The organism is Acinetobacter sp. LT1, from assembly GCF_059800965.1.
Window position 1 is genome coordinate 1 of record NZ_JBBAXE010000011.1, and the last position, 15274, is coordinate 15274.

At 35.2% G+C, this 15274-nt stretch carries 12 protein-coding genes and 1 pseudogene; 4 read left to right on the forward strand and 9 right to left on the reverse strand.

Annotated features, from left to right (window positions below; genetic code table 11):
* Positions 1 to 107 precede the first annotated feature (107 nt).
* The 5 genes and pseudogenes from WBW42_RS11970 to WBW42_RS11990 form a co-directional block, all read right to left on the reverse strand.
* Positions 108 to 224: pseudogene (locus WBW42_RS11970) on the reverse strand (restriction endonuclease); the annotation flags it as partial.
* A 155-nt stretch (positions 225 to 379) separates the two neighbouring features.
* Positions 380 to 2140 carry a hypothetical protein gene (locus tag WBW42_RS11975; protein ID WP_284106151.1) on the reverse strand — a complete coding sequence of 587 codons (1761 nt, stop codon included), beginning with the start codon at positions 2138 to 2140 and terminating at the stop codon, positions 380 to 382.
* A gap of 12 nt (positions 2141 to 2152) precedes the next feature.
* Positions 2153 to 2554, reverse strand: coding sequence for a hypothetical protein (locus WBW42_RS11980; protein ID WP_284106153.1), 402 nt, complete (start codon positions 2552 to 2554; stop codon positions 2153 to 2155).
* Between the two features lie 54 nt (positions 2555 to 2608).
* Positions 2609 to 4231 carry an nSTAND3 domain-containing NTPase gene (locus WBW42_RS11985; protein WP_284106155.1) on the reverse strand — a complete coding sequence of 541 codons (1623 nt, stop codon included), beginning with the start codon at positions 4229 to 4231 and terminating at the stop codon, positions 2609 to 2611.
* A gap of 194 nt (positions 4232 to 4425) precedes the next feature.
* Positions 4426 to 4767 (reverse strand): darcynin family protein, encoded by a 342-nt coding sequence (locus tag WBW42_RS11990; protein WP_032056932.1) that lies wholly within the window; start codon positions 4765 to 4767, stop codon positions 4426 to 4428.
* A 121-nt stretch (positions 4768 to 4888) separates the two neighbouring features.
* Between WBW42_RS11990 and WBW42_RS11995 the strand changes: the two genes are divergently transcribed.
* The 3 genes from WBW42_RS11995 (at position 4889) to WBW42_RS12005 (ending at position 8383) form a co-directional block, all read left to right on the forward strand.
* Positions 4889 to 5488 carry a TetR/AcrR family transcriptional regulator gene (locus WBW42_RS11995; protein ID WP_032056931.1) on the forward strand — a complete coding sequence of 200 codons (600 nt, stop codon included), beginning with the start codon at positions 4889 to 4891 and terminating at the stop codon, positions 5486 to 5488.
* A 378-nt stretch (positions 5489 to 5866) separates the two neighbouring features.
* Positions 5867 to 7039 (forward strand): phosphoribosyltransferase-like protein, encoded by a 1173-nt coding sequence (locus tag WBW42_RS12000; RefSeq protein ID WP_050679201.1) that lies wholly within the window; start codon positions 5867 to 5869, stop codon positions 7037 to 7039.
* Positions 7040 to 7243: 204 nt separating this feature from the next.
* Positions 7244 to 8383 carry a reverse transcriptase family protein gene (locus tag WBW42_RS12005; protein ID WP_032056929.1) on the forward strand — a complete coding sequence of 380 codons (1140 nt, stop codon included), beginning with the start codon at positions 7244 to 7246 and terminating at the stop codon, positions 8381 to 8383.
* Between the two features lie 259 nt (positions 8384 to 8642).
* Here WBW42_RS12005 and WBW42_RS12010 read toward each other — a convergent pair whose 3' ends face one another.
* Positions 8643 to 9506 carry a LysR family transcriptional regulator gene (locus WBW42_RS12010; protein ID WP_032056928.1) on the reverse strand — a complete coding sequence of 288 codons (864 nt, stop codon included), beginning with the start codon at positions 9504 to 9506 and terminating at the stop codon, positions 8643 to 8645.
* 224 nt (positions 9507 to 9730) lie between these two features.
* On the opposite strand from WBW42_RS12010, the gene WBW42_RS12015 reads away from it, so the two are divergent.
* The gene (locus WBW42_RS12015) at positions 9731 to 10624 is read left to right on the forward strand and encodes a PhzF family isomerase (protein ID WP_032056927.1); all 894 of its coding nucleotides are present in this window, start codon (positions 9731 to 9733) and stop codon (positions 10622 to 10624) included.
* An 81-nt stretch (positions 10625 to 10705) separates the two neighbouring features.
* Here WBW42_RS12015 and WBW42_RS12020 read toward each other — a convergent pair whose 3' ends face one another.
* The 3 genes from WBW42_RS12020 to WBW42_RS12030 form a co-directional block, all read right to left on the reverse strand.
* The gene (locus WBW42_RS12020) at positions 10706 to 11989 is read right to left on the reverse strand and encodes a ribonucleotide-diphosphate reductase subunit beta (protein ID WP_005803276.1); all 1284 of its coding nucleotides are present in this window, start codon (positions 11987 to 11989) and stop codon (positions 10706 to 10708) included.
* 138 nt (positions 11990 to 12127) lie between these two features.
* A complete protein-coding gene (locus WBW42_RS12025; RefSeq protein WP_002120013.1) occupies positions 12128 to 12262 on the reverse strand; it encodes a hypothetical protein in 135 nt (44 codons plus the stop codon).
* Positions 12263 to 12318: 56 nt separating this feature from the next.
* The gene (locus WBW42_RS12030; protein ID WP_002120003.1) at positions 12319 to 15153 is read right to left on the reverse strand and encodes a ribonucleoside-diphosphate reductase subunit alpha; all 2835 of its coding nucleotides are present in this window, start codon (positions 15151 to 15153) and stop codon (positions 12319 to 12321) included.
* Positions 15154 to 15274 lie beyond the last annotated feature (121 nt).

The following is a 15274-nucleotide window of genomic DNA, read 5'->3' on the forward strand; positions in this document are numbered from 1 at the left end:
AGATGAGTTTTACTATGACCAGCTACCACAACAAAATAAGGTAGCTTAACTAGAGCAGAGTATCACTTATAAATAAGCTTTTAGTTGTTCAAACATGTGGGACCACCTCTCTTGTAAATTTTAGTGTGACTTGGATTAAGCCCCATATAACCTTTTTGGATTAGAGCTGAAAAGTAGTCAAAAACAAAATTTTCAAAAATATCGCCTTTCTTTTTAGTATCCATGTATTAAAAAAGTATTGAATTTTTTAAATCATATATAAAAATCAGTAGCTTGACTATACTAATTTGTTTATTCATGACTTCAATTAACTAGTCTAAATTATTTAAAGTAGTAAAAATCATATATCATATGATTTTTACTACTTTAATTGAGTTTATTAATAAACCCAATTTTGAATAGCTTCTATATCCTCTTCTTTAATAATTTTATTTTTTCTTTTTTGTATGAGTGAGTATTTGTAGCTCGTAATTTCCTCAAAAATAATATTATCTGCACCGATATCAGAAATCGTATCTATTAAAATTTGGCAAGAGGAATAATGTATAGGTGGAATTTTTCTAAACATCTTAATTAATAATTCAATTATATTTTTTTTATTTTCTAAATCATTTTTAGAAGTACTATTTATATTAGGTTTTATATGTTCATAGAGCATATAGGATATATTAAGAAGTTCGACATCATTGCTAAAATATTTCCAAAAATCTTTTTGTATTTCTGAGTCTATGAGCCACTTGTTTATTTGAGATAAATTGTCAAATATTTCATTGGCATAAGACGAAATTGTCTTAAGCCAGCGGGATTTAACTAAAGGATCTTCTACTTTTGAGAAAATTAAATTCCAAGTCTCAGGCATATAGTTATCAGTAGTATTAATTTTCATTGTTAATAATATTTCGAAGACCTTTTCAACATCAGCAGGACTTAGCTGTTTTACAAAAGAAGCAACGTAGTGATCATTTTGTGATGAATATATTTCTTCCCATGCTTTATTGAATAGAGGATGTGCTGAGTCTTTTATAATCTGTTCAATCACAGGCTTCCAATATTTTTTTCCTCGATGATGTGTACCTAGATACCATAGAGGTTGTGGATGACCTAAGTACATTCGAATAACTGCTAGAAACAGATCATTATTTTTTTTATCCAGTGTAAATAAAGATTCTGGTATATCTAAGATGATATCTTGAGGAAGAAGCAATTGACATAGTTCATCGGGAATATTATTTTGAATAAGTGCAGCTGCCTGTAACCAATATTTATCCACTCTTTCTTTATTTAATTTATTAATTATCATTTCTTTTTCTTTTTGGGTTAAATTATCCCATTCATATACTAAATCAAAAATAACTCTAACAGCAGCCCCAGTTCCATGTAAATTTAAAAGCTTCTTAATAAAATTAAATCTTAGTTCTGGCTGATTCATTGTGGCTTTTATTAATATTGTAGTTAACCCAAAGGCATAATCTGTAGGTAGTTTTATAGTTACTTGTTTTTCTAGCCAGCTCAGCCAACTATTCATAATAGAGATTAGCATAGATGTTTCAAGATATTTAATAGATATATCCACAATGTGGTATAGACGATGATCACTTATATAAATATTCTCTGGGATTGAGTCTAATAAAGTTGACAAAATTTTGCCGAAAATAATCCATGGAAGATTTTCAATTTGTCCTTCTCTATCAAAAACCACTATATACTCAATCATTTGACATGCATTTGCAGGCTGTGAAGCAAGTTTTATTAGTCCATTTAGTAGTAATTCTTGCCTTTCTTTATCACAGTCATTCCAAACTTTGACAATACTCTCTAAAGCACTATTTGCAATAGCAGGATGAATTTCAAGAAAGACTTGCTCAAGTAGGTTATTATCATCATTTCTTGGAATTCTTAACCAAATATTGATTGCTTTAGAACGAATTAAAGCCTCATCATAGCTAAGTAATTTTGAGATAGCGTAAATAGTAAGTTTCTCAGGATATTTTTCAATTAGTTGTAAGAAATTCCAAGCCTCTTCTGAGGTAATGATATTATTTTCTTCAAAAAATGGATCTAACTCTGAAGAGTAGGGTTTGTCATAAAAAGAATCAAAATAGTTCGCTAAATTTGATTCTAATGTTATGCCGTTTCCCATCGGATAAATTGGTTATCCATTCACCCAGACAGCATTATCTAATAATTCAGAATTTGAAACTAAATATGACCATGTATCTATTTTCTTTTCAATGTTTGATGGTAAGTTGTTGTAGTTGTTGATTAAAAATTGAAATGAAATATCTCTGGTAGAGGGGAAACTGGATTTCAAAGCTTTTATGGCTAGTTCTACTAAAGCTCTTTGATTGTCTGCTTCTTTTAGACCATAAAAAATCCATTCAAGATTACGTGTAGTGGCACGAGATGTTTTAGAGGATAAGCAGAATATCCCTTTACTTACAAGATCAATAATCTCATGTTCTTTTCTGGCAGTATTTCTTTGGACTAAATACTCAGCAGCTGATCGATAAAATGGATGAGAAAAAATAATATCCTTTAAATTTTTTGTATTCAATATTTTTCTAAATTCTAATTTTTCAATTAATTTATCATCTTTATCTGTTATTTGTTATTCAGGATCATAATTTATTAAAATTGTATCTGTATAGTCTATAGGTTCTATTTGACCTAATGACATACTTGTACACATATAATCAGAAATAGATAATATATTTTGAACATTTTTTTCATAAAGGATATAGGTTAAATCTGCAATAGAAATCTCTATATTATGGTTTGTAGCTATAGCTAACGCTCTCAAAATTGGTTTATATCCATCATCTGCTAATGCATTTCCTAAATTTTTAGCATCTTGATGTGATAAACGTTTAATATTTTCTAAATTAAAATTATTTTTTAGTTCAGAATGATGAATAGCTAAATACTCCAAGCAACCTGCTTCTAAAAATAGTTCCTTATTTACTAATTTAGTAGATACAATATCTTTTAACTTACTAGGAACTGAATATTTATTAGCTAATGAGTTCCATAAATCATTTAAAAAGATAGGATTAGTTTTATTTAAATTCAACCAATTATGATCCCCGATGATAATTTCATCAGAGCTTTCAGCAGAGGCTACTTCTAATAGTCTATCTTGAACTTGGGCTGTAATTAATTTTCTATTAGAACTTAGTCTGCTTAACAAGGATTTAAATTGTTGAAAAGCATGTAATGCATTTGGAATAGAATGTGCTGCTCCAAAAGGGTCATCAATTAATACAAGGCGTTTAGAGCTAGAAGGATCCATTATAAAACGAGATGCTTCTGCTACGTCACTAGTTTCTTTTATTTCAAAACCGATTTTTGAATATTCAGCAGTGATCCAGCGTGATATGTAAGTTTTACCAATACGCGGTGACCCTGTAATTAATAGAGCATTTTTTTTTGAAAGAATCTCTTTTAAATTATCTTCAATACCTTGTTTAATATAATTTGTTGGATATATATTTTCTGGTATAAATTTAGAAAGTTCCTCTTTAAAAATATTAAAAATATTCTGTTTTGAGGATTTGCCATCAAATACTACTGTTTTTAAACGCTCAATAACTGATTGATGATTATCATCAGGGATTGTATAGTTTATTCTTAATGAATCACAGCAATTTTTTAAAAGACTACTATCAGTAACTTTTTCTATAATTATTAACCTCTCAAAAGCTTTTTTAACTTTTAAAATTTTATATTTATTATAAAGATTATTGATATAAATTTTCCTATTTGTTGTTAATTCGGATTCTGCGGTATCAGCTTCAATATTGTTAAATTCATTTATAATTGCTTTAACATTTTCTTTTTTTATATTCGTGGTTTTATGTGGTGTATAGAAGTTATCAAACATAGAAAGAAAAGGGGATGTTGCATCATTACATCTTCCTGTCATAACAAAGACAACAAGAAGGTGAGGATTATTTATCAAACGGTCATAAAGACAGTTCTCTGCTTTCCCCTTAGGAAAATGGGCTAAATGTTGGGCTAGATTAGTTGGTGTCACACTCTCTTGGGAGCCTTTTACCTGTATTTCAATTTCATTTATTCCATTTAGATCATCAGTAATTAGCTTTGCATCTTCACTATTCTCTGGCTCTACAAAAAATTGTACATTCTCGGTGAAGTGCAGGTTTAATAGAAGAGAAATGCATACAAGATCTTGGAATGCATATTTTTTTACCCCAGTTGTTTCAATATCCATTAATTTATTCCTATTTCTAAATATTAATAATGCATTTAAATAAATTATATAATTTTTTTCTGAAAATTAATTTAAATATAAAAAATAGAGCCTTATAGCTCTATTTTTTCGAATAACTTCTATGTTTCGTAAATAGTGTTTGATATATCATTTTACATGAGTTTTTAGCATTGTTAATGCCATGATTTCCAATTCTATGCCAAAATTGTATAGCAACTTTCATACTCAACATATCCATCTTCAATTGCTGGAATAATCTCTACAAACTCAAAGTAGGGCACAGTACAAAATTCAGAGTCTCGAATCGCATCAATCACAAAATAATAATCTTGCAGAGATGTAGTCTCAAACACAGCAATATCACTGGCTTTAGTACTAAACGCTTCAACGTCATACCAGCGAACTTTTACAGTAGAGTACTTTTCAAAAATCGGTTCAAGCTTTTGTGTACTAAACTCAGCCCGCTTTTCACGTGGTAAAGCCAACCAAGCAGGTAAAGCTCTTAAATGAATAAAAAAAGTATAGGTTCTAGACATAACCACTCCGTGACTGAGCCGAGTTGTAGTTCAACTGAAAAGACAGCATTTGCTTGTCATATCAATATGACTCAGTCAGTATATGAGTGATTGCTCACATTAAATACTCGCATTTCGACCCATGTCAGAAGCACTTCCAGACCCACGCAAACGTCCGCGTCAAGCACGCTCAGTAGCTACCTTTGAAGCTATTTTAGAAGCGGCTGCTCGCATTTTAGAGTCATTAGGCTTTGCTGGATTTAACACAAATGCCGTGGCTGAACTCGCTGGCGTAAGCATTGGTAGCCTATATCAATACTTTCCATCTAAAGATGCTTTAATCGTCGAGTTAATTCGACGTGAGCGCGCCAAGCTTTCAAATCGTATTGTTGAAGCCATACAGCAACACGATACCGCAGACTTAAAAGAAAAATTAAAACTCATCATGCACGCTGCTGTGCAACATCAATTGAGCCGTCCGCAGTTGGCACGAACACTAGAGTTTGCTTCAGAACTCATTGGAAAAGACACTGAGGAAAGTGAGCATCAACACGAGTTAGAAACCATAATTACTGATCTGCTTAAACGTTCTGGCGTTTCACATGCACAGACAGCCGCGCAAGATGTAATTGCTTTAAGTAAAGGAATGATTAACGCGGCAGGCATAGTAGGGGAAAGTGATTTAAATGATTTACAGCAGCGAGTTGAAAAGGCTGTATTTGGGTATTTGGATTTGAGCTAGCGGACATAAGCCATCGTTTCTGTTTGTCATGTGACACATAAGTTGTTATTTTCTATTTCAGTAATTCAAAAGTTTAGTAACTCTTACGACATATGAAGGATTTAGATTAGATATTGATCAGCTTTAGACTAAAAGGGATTACATGAAATTATGGAGAGTTAATCAATAAGTAATCCTGGAAGATAACAAATCATTAAAAAAGCCCAAGTACTATGAGTTGGGATTTTTTAAAATAAGACTATGATTTATATCAGATAAAAATTATATTTTGCATAAGCTGTATTATGTTAATTTCAGGAAATATTAACTATTCTTTAAAGTTTTACTAATCTCTAAACGCTACTATAATGGATGTAACTATAAATATTTTATATATGTATGAATAACCAAGACTATCAAAATTTATCAATTGAAAAAATTTACAGATCTAGAGATATTCAAGAATGGCTTAGTCAGTTTGATGAAGATGAAAAGGAACTAGCACTTTTAATGTTGAGTAAACTCAAATTTGTTTCAAGAGATACATATGCCTCATGGTTACAGACTGAAATTGTAAAACTTATTCCAAATATAAAATATGCCCTATACTCAGTAAGAAAGTTAGAAGAAGATGAAAATAAAAAATTTCTTCCTTATTGGAACGACTTAGGTGAGATTTCAAAAAGACCAGCTTCCTCACAGGGTAGTGAAGATTTTATTTACTCACTAATTTCGAGCTATAGAAAAGCCCATAATAATTTATTTGAGCATTGTTCACTGGATGAATTAAGAGAAAATAAAATTAAAAACTTAGTACTTATAGATGATGCTATTGGGAGTGGAGAAAGAGTATATTCATTCATTAATAGTATGTTAAATAATAAAACTTTCAAAAGCTGGTGGAGTTTAGGTCTAATTAATTTTCATGTATATAGTTTTACACGTAATACTAATGCACAGAGCAATATTATTAAGAATGTTATTGGTTCAGATCATTCAACAAGAAAACATAGAAAATCTAAAAAAATTTATTTTTATAGCAAATATAATTATTCCCATAATTTAGAGGTTAGATGGGGTGACCGTGTAACAGATATAATAAAACTATGCGAAAGCAAAACTAAAATTTATAAAAAAGGTAGAAAAGGGCATGGAGATGTTATGTCCAATATAGTTTTTTATCATAGTATTCCTAACAATATACCAGGAATGTTTTGGTATTCGAGTGAAAATTGGACCCCTATTTTTCCAAATAGAACACTACCTCAATGGGTTCAAGATTTAATAGAAAATAAAGTTGTAGAAAAATCACAAATTACTCCTAAACAAGTGATTGATATATTAGAGTTAATTCAAAAAGGATATATTAGTAAAACTAGTTTAATTATGAAGTTAGATATAGATATTAGTTTATTAAACTACTTCTTAGAAAAATGCATAACTTTAAATTTCTTATATCGAGACACTCTAAGATTAACAACTATAGGAAGAGATTTTCTGCATAAAAATCAAAAAACTATTCCAAAATGGAATCAAGACCTTTATATTCCTAGTTCTTGGTGTAGTGATTAAACTTACCATTCAGCCGTTATTGCTCTCTAAGGGAGCTTTAACTGATTCTACAAGTGTAGATGGGAATATCGGATAGATATTTTTGGAAAGAACTCACGTTAGGCCGATCAAGTCGGCCTTTATATGTGTGTGCCCCTAAAGGAAGCCATCGGAGTCTTGTAGACACACACATATAATGGACACAAGGTCCAAAGGATTAGGTGAATGGAAGTTTGGTCACTACATCAACTCTATACTGAGTCAGTAGAAAAACTAGGGGCTAATAAAGCTAAACAACTGAGAAAATATTCGACTAATTTAAAAGAAAACAATTTACCAACAATTTTTACTTTAAATCATTTAGCTAAAATTACAGGAGTTACCTATCATTTTTTGCGTTCTACAGTTTTACGTAATAGAGAAATAGCTAACTATAAAATGTATGCTATTCACAAGAGAAATGGCGGTCTAAGACATATACATTCTGTAAATGGAAAGTTATTAAAAGTACAAACTTTTCTCAATGAAGAAATATTACAACATACAACTGTATCTAGATCCTCTTATGCCTTTAGTAAAAATGGTGGAATTAAGCCATGTGCTCAAGTTCACTGTGGAGCTAAATGGATTTTTAAATTTGATTTAGAAAACTTTTTCTATAGCATTAATGAATACCAAGTTTACAAAATATTTAAAGATTTAGGCTATACACCCTTATTATCCTTTGAATTAGCAAGAATTTGTACAACAATAAGATTGCCTACTAATATGCATAGCTTACTTAAAGAATCTAATAATACTTTTTTTAAGGACTATAAGTTTTATCAAAATAATTCTCGTTTAGGTGTTTTACCTCAGGGTGCACCAACAAGCCCCATGCTAAGCAATTTAGTTGCAAGGCACTTAGATAATGCTTTAAAAGAATTAGCAGACAATTGGGGATTAACATATACAAGGTATGCAGATGACTTAACCTTTTCAACTCCTACCAATCTACCCTCTAATTTATCTATTGGCGAATTACAAAGGAAAGTAATTTCTACGATTAGAAAACATGGCTTTAAAGAAAATAAAGAAAAAACTGTAGTCTTAGGTCCAGGATCTAGGAAAATTGTATTAGGTTTATTAGTTGATACTCATGAACCAAGATTATCAAAAGTAATGCTAAAAAGGATTGATAGATTAGTCCATGCTAGCAATAAATATGGAATAGTAGCCGTAGCAAAACATGAAGGTTTTAAGTCGCCTATTGGATTTTTTAACCATGTTAGTGGATTAATTTCATTTGTAAAACATATTGATATGAATAAATATCAGTATTTTTCATCTAAATTTCCAGATTTCAAATTTAATGATTTATCTTAAGTATTCTATTTAATATAATCGGTGTTATCTAAAACCACATTTAAAAAGGTTTTTAAAATCATGGTGTTAAGAATTTTTATCTACTACAAAAAAAGCAAAATTCCGATTTTGATACAAATCGGCTTTTTATGAGCAGATTTGATAGTTCTCGCCAATCATTTTAACTACAAATCACTCTCTACAACTTGAGAGAGACATAACTCGGTTTAACTTAAAATTTCTTTTTCGAATTCAAAATTAGAATAAAAGCTAATGTTTATCACAACAAATATTCTTGTAGTTCTTTTTCAATCGTCTCACTAATCAACGTTGAATAATCACTATCCTTAGTATCTAAATGACGCATTAACCACACATCTTGTTTTAAAGTTTGCTCAGGTAGTATGGGTACTAAACCCGAAGCTTTTGCAACAAAACAAGGCAGGGCTGTAACTCCTTGTCCTTCAATGACTGCTCGTAGTTGCGAGTGCATGTTATCAAAAGACAAAGCAGGGGCTGCATCTTGGGTGAGTTCACGCATCCATTGTGCTAAGAACGTATATTGAAGGCTTCTGTCCCAACTGATTATACGATGATTCAGTAAATCATCAGAGGTTTCAGCATGCTCTGTGAAACTAGCAAGATAACCTTTACTACAATAAAGCCCATACTCCAGTTGGCCAAGTCGCCGAATAATGTAACGCCCACTTTCTGGACGAACAAGTCGAAGAATAATGTCAGCTTCTCGTCGGGAAAAATCAACAGGAACAACACTCGTTGAGATTTCTAATTGTAAATCTGGGTGCTTTAGTTGCAATGCTGTTAGCTTTGATTGAAGCAACTGCTGCCCGATTAACTCAGGTAAAGCAATACGGAACAATGATTGTTGCCCTTGATCGTTGTACCGTTCCATCGCTATTAAATGCTCTTCTGCTTTTTCAGCCAAAGCAAAAAAATGTTTTCCAACGTGGGTGAGTGTATAGCCATCACTGTCTCGAGAAAAAAGAATCGCATTGAGACTTTTCTCTAGTTCAACAGCTCTGCGATGTACGGTAGAAACACTAATACCAAGCAATTTTGCACTGCGGCTCAACCCGCCAGTTCGTCCAATAGCTAACAAAATTTTAGTATCGTCCCAGTTCATACCTTTCCATATTTAGAAAATGCGTTTGCAATAAAAACTATAGTATCCCCGATGTTTAGATTTATACAATTCAAATAACTAGTACAAAGAATCAAAACTCATTATATGAGGCGACTATAAACCTTTTTGAGCTAAGGCATGTGTCGTTGCAATTAAATAAGATTTTCTGGTTATGGCAGGAGCTATTTCTGAGATCACAATGTTAACAACAGAGGAGTTCTGCCATGACGACCATTTATGTAGTTGATGCGTTTACCACCAAACCAAATACAGGAAATCGAGCAGGGGTTGTTCTAGATGCGGACCATCTTACGACTCAAGAGATGCAAGATATTGCTGCATTCGCAGGCTATTCGGAAACTGCCTTTGTTTTGTCACCTAAAGATCAAAGCCATGACATACATGTTCGATATTTTACCCCTACACATGAAGTCCCGATCTGTGGACATGCGACGATCGCTACTCATTTTTTACGTGCAACTACTGGCCACCAATCAGACTATCCATTAATCGCAAAAACGGGGGCTGGTCATTTACCCGTTTCAATATTTGGAAGTCCAGAAGCGTTATTGGTGAAAATGACTCAAGGTCGCGTAGAGTTTTTATCACCTTTTAATGAGAGTCAACGGACTGAACTCGCAAGCGCATTGGGTGTAAGTATGAATGATTTTGCTGACTTACCAATACAAGTTGTTACGACGGGGCATTCCAAGGTGATGGTGCCCATGCTGAGCAGAGGTACGCTTGATGGATTAACTCCGAATAATGAAAAACTGAAAGCTATTAGTGCTGAAATAGGCTGCAATGGTTTTTTCCCATTTGTCTTGGAGGGTAGTAAGCAAGAACCTATTACCTATGGCCGAATGTTCGCCCCTGCAATCGGTATTAATGAAGATCCTGTAACTGGTAATGCAAATGGTCCAGCGGGAGCGTACCTTATTCATCACGATTTAATCGAATGTGATCAGAAAGTAACTTATTGGGGATATCAAGGCTTCGCAATAGAAAAACCGGGGCGAGTTTTAGTGACAGTTGAGAAAACAGATTCAATATTACAAGTTAGCATTGCAGGTCAAGCTGTTTTAGTTGGCTCAGTTTTGTACTCGGGTAAAGATTGATTATATTTAAGAAATTATGACATTTTGAGTAATAAAAAAACCGCTATAGATAGCGGTTTTTTATTTAGTAGATCCTTAAACTTACCAGCTTAACGCACCACCAGTTTGGTAGTCAGTTACGCGAGTTTCGAAGAAGTTCTTCTCTTTACGTAAGTCCATCATCTCAGACATCCACGCAAATGGATTCGTTACACCAGCAAATTGCTCTGGTAAACCTAACTGAGATAAACGGCGGTTACAGATGAATTTCAAATATTCTTCCATCATGCTTGCGTTCATACCCAATACGCCGCGTGGCATTGTGTCACGTGCATATTCGATTTCAAGCATCGTACCTTCAACAATCATTTGAACCACTTCTTGTTGGAACTCAGCAGTCCAAAGGTGAGGGTTCTCAATCTTGATTTGGTTAATCATATCGATACCAAAGTTCAAGTGCATAGATTCATCACGCAAGATGTATTGGAACTGCTCAGCAACACCGTTCATCTTGTTACGACGACCCATACTCAAAATTTGAGTAAAGCCACAGTAGAAGAAGATCCCTTCAAGTACACAGTAGAATGCGATCAGGTTACGAAGTAAACGCTGGTCGTTTTCAGGTGTGCCTGTGTGGAAATTAGGATCAGTTAAAGATTGAGTATATTTCAAGCCCCAAGCTGCTTTACGTGCAACAGATGGAACTTCACGATACATGTTGAAGACTTCGCCTTCGTCCATACCTAAAGATTCGATACAGTATTGGTAAGCGTGAGTGTGAATTGCTTCTTCAAACGCTTGACGCAAGATGTACTGACGGCATTCAGGGTTAGTAATGTGACGGTAAATCGCCAATACCAAGTTATTTGCAACCAAAGAGTCCGCAGTCGAGAAGAAACCTAAAGAACGCATAACAATAGTACGCTCGTCTTCAGTTAAGCCATTTTCAGACTTCCAAAGTGCGATGTCATGGTTCATGTTAACTTCTTGAGGCATCCAGTGGTTTGCACACCCGTCAAGATATTTCTGCCAAGCCCACTCATATTTAAATGGAACAAGTTGGTTCAAATCGGCACGACAGTTAATCATTGCTTTGTCGTCAACTTGAACACGTTGAGCACCCATTTCTAGCTCTTCAAGGCCAGGGGCAACGTCTAAATGTTCTAAGGCTTGAGCGGCTCTAGCCACTGTATCGGAGGCAACTGTTGGTCGCACGGAATGGGTTCCAGCGGATTGTGGAGCTGCCACGCTCGGCGATGATGGCTGCGCAGTAGATACATTCTGCGAATCTGACGCTTTTTCCGATTGGACGGGCGCAGACTTGTGTTCAGGTGTAGTCGGTTTTTGCGAATCATCTTCAAAATCGTCCCAACTAAGGATAGACATTTTTGTTCTCTCTTCGTTGTATATATCTATATTTGACATCTCTTAAACGAAGATGTCCCTACTATACGCTTTTAATGTGTAAACAAAATTAAGTTTTATTGATGCATGACCAAATTTTGGGCCTTTGGTCTCTACTCACTACAACTTATTTTGTTTACGCTGTTGCTTACGTATTGTGATAAATGCGTAAACCATCGGCATATAAAAGAAAATAAAGGCAAAGATTAAAACTCCAACACCAAGCATATAGTTATGGCTGAGATGAGAAAGCATAATCTTTACCTCTTTTAAGGTTGCTCTTTAGTGAAAAAGAGCAACCTTATTGAATGTTATTGGCAAGCTTCACAATCAGGGTTGTCGATTGAACAAGCCATTGGTACAGGAGCTGCTTGAGTGAAGCCTTCTTCTTCAACCGCTGCTTCTGGTTTCTTCGCTTCTACAACAGGGGCAGCAACAGCTGCTGCTTCAACAGTCGCAGGTTTAACTGCGTTTAAAGCACCTGTGTTAATTGTAGATTTTTCAGCAGAAGTTGCACCTAAAGCTCGGAGGTAATAAGTCGTCTTAAGACCACGTAACCATGCCATCTTGTAAGTGATGTCAAGTTTCTTACCATTTGCACCAGAGATGTAAAGGTTAAGCGACTGAGCTTGATCAATCCATTTTTGACGGCGTGATGCAGCATCAACGATCCAACGTGTATCTACTTCAAACGCAGTAGCAAAGATTGCTTTTAATTCTTCAGGAATACGAGCAATTTTTTGTACTGAACCTTCAAAGTGTTTAAGGTCGTTAACCATTACTGTGTCCCAAAGACCGCGTTCTTTTAATGCACGAACAAGGTATGGGTTAATAACAGTGAACTCACCAGACAAGTTAGATTTCACATATAAGTTTTGGAATGTTGGCTCAATAGACTGAGAAACACCACAAATGTTAGAGATGGTTGCAGTTGGAGCAATCGCCATCACGTTTGAGTTACGCATACCGTCTTTTTGAACTTTGGCACGTAAAGTGTCCCAGTCTAAACGTTGAGTACGGTCAACTTCGAACATGCGCTCTGGACGAGATTTCGCAACAATTTCTAAAGAGTCGATTGGAAGGATACCTTGATCCCACAATGAACCTTTGAATGTTGAGTAAGCACCACGTTCAACAGCCAAGTTGCTTGATGTTTCAATTGCGTAGTAGCTAATTACTTCCATTGATTCATCAGCAAAATCAACAGCAGCGTCTGAACCGTAAGCAATACCCATTTCGTATAGCGCATCTTGGAAGCCCATGATACCCATACCCACAGGGCGGTGTTTCAAGTTCGAGTTTTTCGCTTGTGGTACAGCGTAGTAGTTAATGTCGATCACGTTATCGAGCATACGTACTGCTGTTTTAATAGTGCGAGCTAACTTTTCACGGTCTAATACACCACCTTGAACGTGTTGTACAAGGTTGATCGAACCTAAGTTACATACTGCAATTTCGTCTTGATTTGTGTTCAAGGTAATTTCAGTACATAGGTTAGATGAGTGAACTACGCCAACGTGTTGTTGTGGTGAACGTAAGTTACACACATCTTTGAATGTGATCCATGGGTGACCAGTTTCAAACAACATAGAAAGCATTTTTCGCCATAAGTCTTTAGCACGTACTTTCTTGTGTAGCATGTTAGTTTCTTTCGCTACAGACTCATAGTAAGCATAACGCTCAGCAAATTCAGCACCAGTTAAGTCGTGCAAGTCTGGAGTTTCAGAAGGGGTAAATAATGTCCATTCACCATCTTCAAATACACGTTGCATAAACAAGTCTGGAACCCAGTTCGCAGTGTTCATGTCGTGAGTACGGCGACGGTCATCACCCGTGTTTTTACGAAGCTCTAGGAACTCTTCGATGTCTAAGTGCCAAGTTTCTAGGTATGCACACACAGCGCCTTTACGCTTACCACCTTGGTTTACCGCAACAGCTGTATCGTTCGCAACTTTCAAGAATGGAACAACACCCTGAGACTTACCGTTAGTACCTTTAATATAAGAGTTCAAGGCACGAACAGGTGTCCAGTCATTACCTAAACCGCCAGCCCATTTAGAAAGCATCGCGTTGTCACGCATTGCGCCATAAATGTCATAAAGGTCATCGCCAATTGTTGTTAAGTAACAACTTGAAAGCTGTGGACGTAATGTACCTGAGTTAAACAGCGTAGGCGTAGAAGCCATGTAGTCGAAGCTAGACAATAAGTTATAGAACTCAATTGCACGCTCTTCTTTATCTTGCTCATTGAGTGCAAGACCCATCGACACGCGCATGAAGAATAATTGTGGTAATTCAAAACGAACGCCGTTTGAGTGAATGAAGTAACGGTCAAATAAAGTCTGTAAACCTAAATAGGTAAACTGATTAGAACGTTCTGGCTGAATTGCTGCTGATAATTTTTCTAAGTCGAAGTCAAGCAAGTCAGGTGAAAGCAAATCAAGCTCAACACCTTTTTTCAAGAATGCTTCAAGTGCATTGTTTTCAGGTGTGTCTGTTGATAAGCCTAAGAACGTTAAACCAGTGCTCACTAATTCGTTACAAAGCAAACGTGCAGTCACGTAAGTGTAGTTAGGTTCTTGTTCAATACGGGTACGTGTTGCCATCATCATTGTAGTGGCAATATCACTTTCTTTTACGCCGTTATATAAGTTTTTAACGGTTTCATCGACAATGGCTTGAACGTCAATACCTTCCAAACCTTCAGCTGCCTTAGAAACAGTTGCTTGCAATGCACTTAAATCAAGTGGCTGAAGCTGACCGTTTTTGTCGGTAACTTGTAAAGTAGGGTGGTGGTTTGAGTTCGTTTGCTGACGAGCGCTAGCACGTTGTTCACGGTAAATCACATAAGCGCGGGCAACTTTTTGTTCCCCAGTACGCATTAAAGCAAGTTCTACTTGATCTTGAATTTCTTCAATATGGATCGTACCGCCCGATGGTAAACGGCGAGTAAAAGTATTTAAGACCATTTCCGTCAACTGGGTAATACGGTCATGAATACGGCTAGAATCCGAACTCTGTTGACCTTCCACAGCAAGAAAAGCTTTACCAATCGCAACTGAAATTTTCTCTGCATCAAATGCAGCAACATCTCCAGTGCGCTTAATCACCTGAATTTGACCGGGAGTCGAAGTAATTACGCTCATGCCAGCATAGCTCCATTGTCACTTTTGTTATGTTCATAGACCGTTTGAACCGAGCAAAAAACATGCCACGATATTTGAGGGATAAACACAAGACTTAGTAGTTAAAGTTTATTTTCAACAC

Coding starts and splice junctions, on each gene's coding strand:
- WBW42_RS11975 (WP_284106151.1), bottom strand. CDS start 2,140: ATGGGAAACGGCATAACATTAGAATCAAATTTAGCGAACTATTTTGAT.
- WBW42_RS11985 (WP_284106155.1), bottom strand. CDS start 4,231: ATGGATATTGAAACAACTGGGGTAAAAAAATATGCATTCCAAGATCTT.
- WBW42_RS11990 (WP_032056932.1), bottom strand. CDS start 4,767: ATGTCTAGAACCTATACTTTTTTTATTCATTTAAGAGCTTTACCTGCT.
- WBW42_RS11995 (WP_032056931.1), top strand. CDS start 4,889: ATGTCAGAAGCACTTCCAGACCCACGCAAACGTCCGCGTCAAGCACGC.
- WBW42_RS12000 (WP_050679201.1), top strand. CDS start 5,867: ATGAATAACCAAGACTATCAAAATTTATCAATTGAAAAAATTTACAGA.
- WBW42_RS12005 (WP_032056929.1), top strand. CDS start 7,244: ATGGAAGTTTGGTCACTACATCAACTCTATACTGAGTCAGTAGAAAAA.
- WBW42_RS12010 (WP_032056928.1), bottom strand. CDS start 9,506: ATGAACTGGGACGATACTAAAATTTTGTTAGCTATTGGACGAACTGGC.
- WBW42_RS12015 (WP_032056927.1), top strand. CDS start 9,731: ATGACGACCATTTATGTAGTTGATGCGTTTACCACCAAACCAAATACA.
- WBW42_RS12020 (WP_005803276.1), bottom strand. CDS start 11,989: ATGTCTATCCTTAGTTGGGACGATTTTGAAGATGATTCGCAAAAACCG.
- WBW42_RS12025 (WP_002120013.1), bottom strand. CDS start 12,262: ATGCTTTCTCATCTCAGCCATAACTATATGCTTGGTGTTGGAGTTTTA.
- WBW42_RS12030 (WP_002120003.1), bottom strand. CDS start 15,153: ATGAGCGTAATTACTTCGACTCCCGGTCAAATTCAGGTGATTAAGCGC.